This is a genomic window from Carboxydothermus pertinax (assembly GCF_001950255.1).
Classification (GTDB): domain Bacteria; phylum Bacillota; class Z-2901; order Carboxydothermales; family Carboxydothermaceae; genus Carboxydothermus; species Carboxydothermus pertinax.
The window spans coordinates 1-10,941 of sequence record NZ_BDJK01000025.1; the positions used below are offsets into that span (position 1 = coordinate 1).

General features: G+C 32.0%; 14 protein-coding genes. 1 reads left to right on the top strand and 13 read right to left on the bottom strand.

Features of this window, described 5'->3' with window-relative positions; translation table 11 throughout:
• Positions 1 to 147: 147 nt before the first annotated feature.
• Genes cpu_RS07885 through cpu_RS07895 form a run of 3 tightly spaced genes read right to left on the bottom strand, consistent with a single transcriptional unit; the run spans position 148 to position 2,284 of the window.
• Positions 148 to 1,341 carry an ABC transporter permease gene (locus cpu_RS07885; RefSeq protein ID WP_200800662.1) on the bottom strand — a complete coding sequence of 398 codons (1,194 nt, stop codon included), beginning with the start codon at positions 1,339 to 1,341 and terminating at the stop codon, positions 148 to 150.
• A complete protein-coding gene (locus cpu_RS07890; protein WP_075859481.1) occupies positions 1,322 to 2,053 on the bottom strand; it encodes an ABC transporter ATP-binding protein in 732 nt (243 codons plus the stop codon). The genes cpu_RS07885 and cpu_RS07890 overlap by 20 nt, the downstream gene beginning before the upstream one ends.
• Before the next feature lie 45 nt (positions 2,054 to 2,098).
• A complete protein-coding gene (locus cpu_RS07895; RefSeq protein WP_075859482.1) occupies positions 2,099 to 2,284 on the bottom strand; it encodes a hypothetical protein in 186 nt (61 codons plus the stop codon).
• A gap of 376 nt (positions 2,285 to 2,660) precedes the next feature.
• Here cpu_RS07895 and cpu_RS13655 point away from each other — a divergent pair, with 376 nt between their 5' ends.
• Positions 2,661 to 2,816, top strand: coding sequence for a hypothetical protein (locus tag cpu_RS13655; protein ID WP_159433989.1), 156 nt, complete (start codon positions 2,661 to 2,663; stop codon positions 2,814 to 2,816).
• Between the two features lie 94 nt (positions 2,817 to 2,910).
• Here the strand turns inward: cpu_RS13655 and cpu_RS07905 are convergent, their stop codons facing one another.
• The 10 genes from cpu_RS07905 to cpu_RS07945 all read right to left on the bottom strand — a co-directional run bounded on the left by cpu_RS07905 (position 2,911) and on the right by cpu_RS07945 (position 10,662).
• A complete protein-coding gene (locus cpu_RS07905; RefSeq protein ID WP_075859483.1) occupies positions 2,911 to 4,356 on the bottom strand; it encodes a HesA/MoeB/ThiF family protein in 1,446 nt (481 codons plus the stop codon).
• Complete coding sequence (locus tag cpu_RS07910; RefSeq protein WP_075859484.1) at positions 4,349 to 5,467, bottom strand: M50 family metallopeptidase; 1,119 nt, start codon at positions 5,465 to 5,467, stop codon at positions 4,349 to 4,351. The genes cpu_RS07905 and cpu_RS07910 overlap by 8 nt, the downstream gene beginning before the upstream one ends.
• An 80-nt stretch (positions 5,468 to 5,547) precedes the next feature.
• Positions 5,548 to 5,670 carry a hypothetical protein gene (locus cpu_RS14140; protein ID WP_268761782.1) on the bottom strand — a complete coding sequence of 41 codons (123 nt, stop codon included), beginning with the start codon at positions 5,668 to 5,670 and terminating at the stop codon, positions 5,548 to 5,550.
• A gap of 502 nt (positions 5,671 to 6,172) precedes the next feature.
• Complete coding sequence (locus tag cpu_RS07915) at positions 6,173 to 6,436, bottom strand: hypothetical protein (protein WP_075859485.1); 264 nt, start codon at positions 6,434 to 6,436, stop codon at positions 6,173 to 6,175.
• The gene (locus tag cpu_RS07920; RefSeq protein ID WP_075859486.1) at positions 6,421 to 7,080 is read right to left on the bottom strand and encodes a magnesium chelatase domain-containing protein; all 660 of its coding nucleotides are present in this window, start codon (positions 7,078 to 7,080) and stop codon (positions 6,421 to 6,423) included. Before cpu_RS07920 ends, cpu_RS07915 begins: the two co-directional genes overlap by 16 nt.
• A 124-nt stretch (positions 7,081 to 7,204) precedes the next feature.
• Positions 7,205 to 7,864: a hypothetical protein gene (locus tag cpu_RS07925; protein WP_075859487.1), complete on the bottom strand. Its 660-nt coding sequence runs from the start codon at positions 7,862 to 7,864 to the stop codon at positions 7,205 to 7,207.
• Positions 7,857 to 8,513, bottom strand: a complete 657-nt coding sequence (locus tag cpu_RS07930) for an ABC transporter ATP-binding protein (RefSeq protein WP_075859488.1) — start codon at positions 8,511 to 8,513, stop codon at positions 7,857 to 7,859. Before cpu_RS07930 ends, cpu_RS07925 begins: the two co-directional genes overlap by 8 nt.
• Before the next feature lie 28 nt (positions 8,514 to 8,541).
• Positions 8,542 to 9,336 carry a hypothetical protein gene (locus tag cpu_RS07935; protein ID WP_075859489.1) on the bottom strand — a complete coding sequence of 265 codons (795 nt, stop codon included), beginning with the start codon at positions 9,334 to 9,336 and terminating at the stop codon, positions 8,542 to 8,544.
• Positions 9,333 to 10,088 (bottom strand): hypothetical protein, encoded by a 756-nt coding sequence (locus cpu_RS07940; RefSeq protein WP_075859490.1) that lies wholly within the window; start codon positions 10,086 to 10,088, stop codon positions 9,333 to 9,335. Before cpu_RS07940 ends, cpu_RS07935 begins: the two co-directional genes overlap by 4 nt.
• Before the next feature lies 1 nt (position 10,089).
• The gene (locus cpu_RS07945; protein ID WP_234970217.1) at positions 10,090 to 10,662 is read right to left on the bottom strand and encodes a hypothetical protein; all 573 of its coding nucleotides are present in this window, start codon (positions 10,660 to 10,662) and stop codon (positions 10,090 to 10,092) included.
• Between the last annotated feature and the right edge of the window lie 279 nt (positions 10,663 to 10,941).

Below are 10,941 nucleotides of genomic sequence, written 5' to 3' on the forward strand. Positions count from 1 at the left end.
ATAAATTATATCATAAATTTAGGGGCTATTGTTATTTTATTCTACATTTTCTATTTTTTATAATACTTTTTTCAGGGGTCTCGAACCGTCCCCAGCGTCACAGCGTCAGCGTTTGTTTTACCTACATTTGCTAATTATAAAAGATTTTCATACTCTAAATAGTGCCCATTCCTGCTTAAACATCAAAGCTGCCAAATATACACTAATACCCACATATATTATTGATGAAAAAACAAATATACTTATATGTGTCATATTAATAATTCCATAAAGCAATTCTCTAAAAATTGAGATAGTGCCAAATACAGGTATCGCAAAATAAGAAAGAGGTATTTCGTTTGGCATTTTATACATCACCAAATATGCGGGAATTATTGCAATAAATACTACTGGTGAAATATATGTCTGACCTTCTTTAAAAGATTTTGCATAAGCGCTTAATGCTAGTTCTAACGCTGCAAACATTGAAGCTGTGAAAAAGGCAGTCACAAACATGACAATTATTGCTGTTACGCTCATTTTAAAATCGGCATTTAAAGATGCCATGTCTTTGTTAAAAGCAAAAGATGCGAAAAGTCCCAAAAGTGAAGCAACAGCACTGAGAAGCGCCATAGATGTTACAGCCAAGTATTTCCCCGCCATTATTGAAAGTCTTGATGCAGAAGTCGTAAGCAAAGGTTCTAGAGTCCCTCTTTCTTTCTCACCTGCAGCCAAATCTACAGCAGCCCCTATACCTCCTGTCGCTGTCCATAAAGTCAATAACATTGGTACAATGAATGCTAAAAAAGACCCTGCCATTTTACTCTGTGAAGCTATGTTTTCTGTCTTTACTGCAATTGGCTCAAGTATTTTAGGGTCTATCCCCTTTGCCATAAGTCTTTCTTTTACAATATTATTAGAATATTCTTTTATAATGCCTCTTATCATACTCTCTGCATTTGAAGATTTTATATTTGCCATATCTACCTGAATTATTAAATCAGCGTTCTTGCCCTCTTCTATATTTTTACCAAAGTCAGAGGGTATAATAAGAATTGCCTTTATATCACCTTTTTCAAGACTTTCTTTTGTATTTTGCAGATCCGTTATTATGCTTATTCCTGTTGATTTTAAATAATTTACAAATTTTTGATTATTCCCTTTATCTATAACTGCTATCTTTATATCGCTAATTTTTTGCTCTGATATGCTTTCTGCTCCACCTATAACTATGTACATCATTATAGGAATAAACAAGGCAGGAAGTAAAATTGTGACAATCCATGTCTTTTTATCTCTAAAAATGTCCTTTAATTCTTTTTTCAAAACTATGTATACATGCTTAAACTTCAATTTTCTCACCTACCAATTCCATAAATAATTCTTCAAGATTGTCTGTTTTGTATTTCTTCTTTAAATCTTCAATAGTTCCTTCCTCTATAAGTTTTCCTTTATGTATTATACCTATCTTGTCACAGAGCTTTTCTACCTCTGACATGCTGTGGCTTGAGAAAATAATTGTTTTTCCTTCTTCTTTGCAAAACCTTATAAAATCGTGTACTTCTCTTACTGAACCTACATCCAGGCCTGATGTTGGCTCATCAAAAAGCATCACTTTAGGGTCATGTATTATTGACCTCACAATTGACACCTTTTGCTTCATCCCTTTTGAAAGCTTCGCTGCTGGTCTATCAATAAATTCAGTCATATCAAATTTTTGTGCCAATATATCAATTTTTTTATTTGCCTCCTTTTTGTCCATATCGTGAAGTTCTGCAAAATAAAGTATATTTTCCCTTGCAGTAAGCCTGTCATATAAACCGCTTTCTCCTCCAAAAAGTATCCCTACCTCTTTTCTTATCTCTTCCGGTTCTTTTATTAAGTCTTTTCCATTTATAACTGCTATTCCACTTGCAGGCTTAAGCATTGTCGCAAGCATCCTTAAAGTTGTGGTTTTGCCAGCACCATTTTCACCCAAAAGCCCGTATATTTCTCCTTCTTCTGCTATAAAACTTAAATTGTCTACTGCTCTTATGTTTTTAAACACTTTAGTTAAACCATAGACTTCTATCAAAGTCTACACCTCCTTATTTCTCTTGTTTTAGTCTTGGCAGAACCCTTAATCCCTCTTATTTTGTCTTTTATTTAATACAAGTAAAAATATAGCAAATAAAAATAACAAAATATCAAAATATATAACTATATCCTGCCTTACTCCAATAGCTTTTGAAATGCGATCAGATAATGAAGCTGTAGTTGCAATAAGAGAACCAATTACAATAACTAACAAATTTAACTTTTTCATAAATATTCATCCCCAATCTATTTTATAATAAGCTTGTGCTTAATTTGAAAGCCTTAATTTAAGTCATTCCCAAAATGCACTTTTTTGCTATCACTCTTAAATTTTTAACCTTTACATAGAATTTCCACTCTTATTAGTCGAATTATTATATATACACCATAAAATATTTATAAGGAGGAAATTCCACGTGTACCAGCTTCAATTACTCTTGAATATCCCTGAAATCTTTACTTTCCAATCTAAAATTGATTTTTATTCTTCTATATTTAAAAACCTTGCTCTCTCCAATACTTGAATCTCATTCTTCCGGCTCCAGTCGAAAAAGTTATTTTCATCATGCAATGTTTAGAGCTTTTATAGTTATACAGGTATAGTTATGGAGGCTAAACAATTTGGCGAAATTACTAACCTTGTAGACTACCTCCGTAATAACCTTATTATCGCTTATTTCTGTGGCTTTGATTTACTAAATCTATCCCTTCTTGCTGGACTTTCCGCCGCTTTATTAATAACTTTTCCCAAGATTATTTGATTACTTCTTTTATTACTTTAGGTTTGGTTGAGAGTTTTAAACACTGCATATTGCATATCATACATATTCTGGTTTTTGCTTTTGATAGTTTTAACTAATTTTGCACATCTCTATTTTCTAATATTTTAATATTTTTTATTATAGCCATTAACATATGAAGGAAAATAAATAAGATTGTTATTGAAATACATAATTGAATAATGAATATTGATACGGTTTGTAAAAAATCAAAAAAATAATTTAGATTTAAATTTAAGTTTATATTAATATTTTCAAGCACATAACCCCATAATGCTGAAATAGAATAAATACAACTTATATTAAATAATTCTTTTTGAATCTTGCTATCACTTTCTCTAAATATAAATCTTATAACAAATAAAGAACCTATAAATATAATTAAGGAAAAAATAGATACAAAACGCCAATTAAATTTAATATACATTACCACATTGAATATTGCAGTTAAAGAAACAATAATCCTTAAAATATTAACAATATTAATGTACTTTTTACTAATCGATTTTCTCTCCAATGTAGGATCATAACCGCATATCCTACATTTGCTTTGGCTATTAACTGTAACTACTTGCCAACTTTCTCTTTTCATATCATAAATAAACACTTTATTTATTAGTTCATCGAGATAATCGTAAACAATTATTTTGAACGCAAACATAGCAATTCTTGAAGATACTATCGTAGTTAAAGGAGCAAATGATGGTCCAATACCTTTTTTAATTTTAATGTTCCTAAATCCTAAACACGCAGCACAAATAGTTTTGCCTGGTATATAGATTGGTCCAATTATACCCTTATACTCTAAAAAACCACCTGAAATATAAGGTATCTTATATTTTACACATACCTCATTCACCCATTCTGTAGCATTTTCTGGTGTATCAAAAGATTTAATTACCAATGTTTTATTTGCAATATATTTTTCTATATCTTGAACCGAAGATATTTTTTCTTTATAAATAATTAATTCAACCTGAGGATCAAGCTTTTTTATTTTTTCAGCTAATACTTCGACTTTATATTTTCCTATATCGTCGTAGCAATAAAACAATTGTCTATTCAAATTACTTTCTTCTACTACATCAAAATCTACAACAGTTATTTTTTTAATTCCCATTGCCACCAAATTCCACAAAACATGTGTACCAATTGCGCCAGCACCCAAGATTAATATATTTGCCTTATTTAATTTATCCATATACTTGCTAAAATCATTCGAAATAAGAGAAAAAAAACCTTCTTGCCTTGCATATTTTCCTAATATTTTAGGTCTATTACCACTTAATATAATTTTAAAATTTAACATCTTTTGTATTTCATAATCGCTTATATAACTTTTTAAATCACTAATTTTGAATGAATCTGTGGTAGTTAGAAAATTAATTAACTCTTTATTCTTTTCATTTTTCTTTAAAATTAACTTACTTTCATCAAGAGAATTCAAAACAAAATCATCATCAACCTCATATATGAGAATATAAGGATTTAAAAAATACCTAAACTCCTCTGGATTATTCATTATATTTTCCCCCAAAAAATTCCTTACTATTGTAGTAAATGAAAATAACAATTAACACAGCCAAAAATATATAATTAGCAAACAAAATATAGGAGGCATCAATTATAGTTATAACATATCTCCTCATTACCAAAACTGCTAATATCAAAATAGATATAGTAAATAATTTCGACAGTACAAAATAAAATAAGTATTCTAATCTAAGATTTTTACTTATCCTTTCTTCCAATAAACTTCGTATGTGATAATTTACGGTAGTTTTAATGTCTCCTTCTTCAAAAAGATTACTTAAAATATAATATCCATCAAATTCGATAAAAGGAATTAAATTAATTATTATCAATAGACAATTAATTATAGCAAAATACAATATATATAAGCTAGCACCTTGAAATATATGTTTAATATAGTGGAATATTATCAAAGCTATTGCCATCAGAATATTATTAGCCATAACTCCTGCAATAAACACATTTATTCTTTCATTTTTTTTATTTAAAAAGTTAATTCCAGTTATATCAGTATAAAATGTTGGTTGAAAATATAAAAGCATTATACCCATTGATACAACATTAACACCGTATGATTTTGCTACAAGTGCATGACTAAATTCATGAAAAAATCCATTGAGTAGCATTATTACTAAATAAAAACAAATAAAATTGGAAGTCAAATGTGCGTTTGACAAATACAATAATAGATCATTGAAATTATATGTTATAAATAGTATATTAAATATAAGAAAAGGTATTGAGGATAAATTTAAAAACTTTCTATAATAAATACCAAAATTACTCATCTTATTTAAAATTTTATTGGGATTTAAAATTCTAAATTTAATTTTAAAAATATTTGGTTTTAATTTATATCTTTTATTTTTGTTTTCTAACAATCCTAATTTTTCAGCATTCAATAAAAATTGATCCAACACTTCTTCTGGAATAAACTTTTTCAAATCCTCTTTAGAATTTTTACCATCGAGTAATTTTAACCATGTAGCTTCTTGTTTTCCAATTTTAAAATGCCTATTTGTTATTGGATCATAAACATGAAATATGTCTCTCCCAACATCAAAAAACTGTAGTTCCTCTTTAATTTTATAATATTCCACCGATTTATATCCTCCCTCGATTCAGCTATATATTGTACCCAGAAAAGTTCCAAATAGAACCTTTCTGGGTACGACCAACTTCAGCACCCTGCTGCTACCATAAAGCCTAATATAGCAAGACCAAATCCAATTCCCGTAGCTAAACCTGCGGAAAAATCTGAGACTGGTGCTTCTATTAAACTAATTTCTTGCATCAACATCATTTTTCACCACCTTTTAATTTAAAATGTTAAATCTGTTTGTCAGCACAAAACCAGCCAGCCTATAAAAACTGTTGCAGCTGTGCCAATTGCTACTCCACCCCAAAATTGGGCATCAGAAGGAGCATCTACTAATTTAATTTCTTCCATTAACATTAATAATTCACCTCCCTTATATCCCATTTTCAGGAATGCATTCCCTTTTATTACTATACTGCACATTTTTTTTGTCAAGACAATTTTTAAAATATTTTGTCAATTATGACAAGATTTTTCTGATACATACGCTACAGATGTGCTCCCTTTTACATGGCATCGCAAAAGCTGATTATTGCAATCCCATGAAACATATTAATTACACACAAAACAAGTACCGTTTTTCTTTTATATCCATTCTTTTATACCGGACAGAATTAATTCTCTTATAAGTCTTGTTGTTGGTATGTTTAATTTTTTTTGACCTGCTCTCAATCATTTTGAAAAGCCTATCTTCGACACTAAATGTTTACATGGCATCTAAAACTACCCTGCTACCAGAGGATTTCTTCACCGTATAGCTTAATTCTTTTTTGCTTACTATTTTCCTCAACAGTTCCGACTGGCTTATCTTCTTTTCCATTAAGTAACGATTTATCCGCTCTACATCGTAACTGCTAAATCGCACTGTAACCGTTCGGTAGCTCCGGTTTAAATTTTCCCGCTTCACCTTTAAATAAACTGCATTTTTCGTATTAAACTTATACTGACATGGGGTCATAACATCAGACAATTATGATTCCCCGCCGCAGCAATTTTCAGAGCCCTTTTCGCTACCGCCTGTCCTGCCACATCGGCAAAGTCCAGCTCTTCATCGGGTTTTTCCCGGACAATTTCGGTAATATCAAGAGGCTTTTCCGGTTTAAGCTCTTCTTCTCCCGATAAAAAGGCTACTATTTCTCTTAAGCTCTTTACCCCGTAAACCTCAACCCCGGAAACCAGCGCCCCTTCCATCCGGTTATTGTACGGTACCACCGCTTTAGGAACCTTTCCTCTTACCGCTAAAACCGAAGGTAGAACCCCATCTACCTCCCGCACCTGTCCTTCCAAAGAAAGCTCTCCTAAAAAGATGTAGGGTGACAGGTCAGCGTTTAGCTGTTCGCTGGCCGCTAAAATCCCGAGAGCTATCGGCAAATCAAAGTGGGAGCCTTCTTTTTTTAAGTCGGCCGGGGCAAGGTTAATGGTAATCCGGGCTATCGGAAAATCAAATCCCGAATTTTTTATCGCCGATTTTACCCGTTCCCGGGCTTCTTTGACGGCGGTATCGGGAAGACCCACTACCTCCATCCCCGGAAGCCCGCGGTTAATGTCTACCTCCACCTCTACTATTTCTCCATTAATGCCGTTTAAGGCAATCGTATGTACTTTAGAAAGCATTCAAATTCCCCTTTTGCCATTTTTGTTTCTTATTCGGCATATTTTCTAAAATTCCTCTAAAAAGAAAAAAGCCTGCTTGAAAAAGCAGGACAAGAAATTTTAATCTTAAACATGATTTTAAGTTTTAATTCAAAAAATTGGATAAAACTTTCCTTTTAATCTCATTGTATTTATCTACTTCCTCCTTGCTGTAGGCAATAAATTCATATTGTTTTATTTGTCCATAATACTTTTGCTCCTCGGACACAAATTTATCAAATAAAACATTGTTTACGCTGTATTTATCAATGCCACTATTATGGGATAGCAGATATAGGTCCTTATTTCTGTAAAAGGGGTTATATCTCACGTATCTGTTGTACGGCCATTTTTTTAGAAATAAGATATATTTATCCCCATTTTTCATAAAATTATATCCGTTGTAAATATAAAACGTCTTATATTTAAAGTTAAAAAAAGATGGTTCAAAAATATAGATAGTTTTGTCTTTTAAACTACGATCTCCTTTGTATACGGAAACCACTTTAAATGATGCCAGGCTGGCAGCGTGGAGGTAATTCCTTTCGGCTAAAGCTATTCCTTTAACTATAACTTCGGAATCGTTTACCAGGTCGGAAAAGGAAAGATTGCCTTCATTAATACCTCCTAAACTAATTATTTCATACTTTTCTAAATTATCCGGACTAATTTTATCAGTATCGACATAAGAAGCTCGGACTACACCGGCGGTAATTAACGCTATAACAACGGCTAAGGACATAATTAAAATAGAGCTTTTATTCATCTTTAATAACACTCCCTGCTGGATATACTTTTCCGGCTTCTACCCTGAACTTCTCATCGCAAAGTAAGTCGATGTCTTCTTTGATATGACTTGCGATGAGTATTGTCGCTCCCCTCTCTTTCTCCTCCAGCAAGATATTTCTAATAAGATTAACACCCTCTTCGTCGAGAGAGTTAGTAGGCTCATCCAGGACAAGAAGTTGAGGCTTTTCCATTATCGCCTGGGCTATCCCCAGCCGCTGCTTCATCCCCAGAGAGTATTTTTTATAAGGCCGTTTATCATCCGGATCAAATCCTACCCTTTTTATAGCAGTTCTAATATCTTCATCTTTAATGATATTTTTTATCGAGGCTAAAAATTTTAAATTTTGAAATCCCGTCCACTGATCCCAAAATCCCACGTTTTCTATTATCAAACCTAAGCTTTCGGGAAATGAAATATCCAAACCAATTTTCTTGCCAAATACTCTAACTTCACCACGAGTAGGTCTTATTAAACCGCAGATAGCTCTAAACAACATGGTTTTCCCGGAACCATTTCTGCCAAAAAAACCATATATTTTTCCCCTTTCAAGCTCAAGGGTTATATCATCCAATACCGTCCGCCCACCGATTATTTTAGTCAAATGTTGTATTTCTACCGCCTTCATCTTGATCCACCACCCCAATTTTAATATTTTAAATCTTATCGGTTATCTCCACTGTTTTTATAACTCTGATCCCTGCTAAAATTACCAAAACCAGATATACTCCTAATATAAGTAATGACCACCAGACGCTAAATCCTGATAATGCTGGCATATCTAAAAGTTTAAGATATTTTTGCAGAAAGCTGTCATCATGCCACGGTAGCACCGGTTGCAGTACAGGGTCGAGTTTTTTTAATAAATTTTGCAGTTGGCTGTTTAGTTTAACAAAGGCCGGAAGATGCAAAAAGGCATAGATAAGCAAAGTTAAGGCCAGAGACATTTCAGCGCCTATATACAAAGATAAGATGTTAGTCAGTAAAACAAACACTAAGGTGGCCATCACATTAAGAACAACAGTTGCAGCAAATATCATTAAAAGATGCTCCACTGACAGTATGGGTAAATTATTAACGAGGCCAACCATTACAACAACAGCAGTAATACCGGCATAATACAATAGCAGGTATTCTAACATCTTAAATAATTTATTCATAAACCAATTTACCCTATTGTCCTTCCTTGTAAAAACATAAACAGAACATATTCTAAAATCTTTATAGAAAAAATCCCCCAAACCAAAAAGGGCAAATAACTTGGGAGCAATATAGATAATAAACATCGGAAACACAAAAGTTATTTTTTCTTTAGGGAAAGGTAAAAAGTTATTGGTAAATATTGTTAATAACTCTACCGAATACCCTTCCCCGAAGGTTTTTATGTAATTAAGCCCAAATAAAGAAGATAAAACCCCAATTATGACTACGGTAAGAAGAAATAAAGTCATCTTTTTAATTTGAAATCACCTCTACCTACATCGATTTTCCTTAAGATTTCCCTGCTTACAAGGAATAAAAACAGAGATAAAAACACCAAATAGAAACAGTATACTATCGCTAAAGATAAAAACTTCCCGGTGGGTAAATCTGAAGAAATAAAAAACTTTAGTAACATTCCCGTAATGGTCATTGCATATCTATCTAAATTACAAAGTTGCAAGATATAATCAAAACCACCTGCAAAAAAACCAGCAACGAAACCTATATACTGCCTTTTACTTACAAAGGACGATATATTATAAATAATCCCTATTATCAAAAAAATCAGGTATTTTATAATAAAATCAGCAGCTGCCATAAATACAAGGGTTTTTGCTTCCAAAATTTGCGGTACTCCAATATATATTATTGCCGTTACAATTATCGGTAGCTCAAGAAAGATAACGTACAATCCTGTATCTAATGAAAGAAGTTTAAACTTTTTTTTCCACCATATATTAAGATCCTTTAATCTTGTTAATATCAGATAATCATTTAATATATCTTCAACGCTTATGATTGTAAGAAAAATCGGTATGTAATACAGGGCAAAATAAATCAAACGGGAAAAGAGGATATAAATATCATTTATATGGAGATTATTTATTGATTCCATTTGTTTAGCCGCAAGTATTGCTATTTGTATATTAAAAGCTAATACCATTAGGTATCCTATTATCCGTCTTTTTCCACCTATTGACAATATTTTCTCTAACTGCACTTTAAATCTCATCCTTTTCTATGTTGGAAGATAATATAATAATCAATAAACTTACTATTAGCAAAGCTGCTAAAGAGTATGTAAACACCTTATAATCCAATCCTTTTATGCCGGTAGTAGCATATAAATAATAACTCAGGGAATAATTTGCCATTCCAAGTAGAGCAAATAAAAAGTTTTCTGTAAAAAAGAGGACAGTAGGTAAAATCATAACTATATACCTATTTACATTTTTTAAAAACGATAGGGAATAGGCAAAAACTGCAATCGTGCCACCAAAAAGGCCATCTAAAAAAATATATAAGAGGTTATGTAAATACGGATTTACAGCGTGTAGTCCTTGAAAATAAAGCTTCGTAAGATAATATCTATCATAGGTAGGGTTTCCAACAATTACTTCGGAAGCGGTATATAAAGGTAAAGCGGCTATGCATAGAAGCTGATGTATCAATAACGGCAAAAAAATTACTATAAAGCCTGAAAAAAAGACTACGATACCTTTACTCAGGATATACAAACTTTTATTACAGCGCGTTATGATAAAGTTAAGAACATGCCCTTTTTTATCTTCCAAAAAAGTATCCGCAAATGCTATGCTGGCAGGTAGAGTAAGGAAAAATAGATAATATAAATATTTTATAAAGTTAAAATTGGTATTTTCGTAGCCTATCCACAATTGATAAGCAGAAGGTAACTCCGAAGTATAGCTTTTATAGAAGGTCGCAGATGTTGAAATAAAAAAAACCGCAATCAGTACAATCGAGAATGTTTAAGGTTTTGTGTAAGTGGTAAATAATACCACTAAGGAGATGATCACTTATGCAAAACCTTGAAAACCTGACGGTAAAAGATT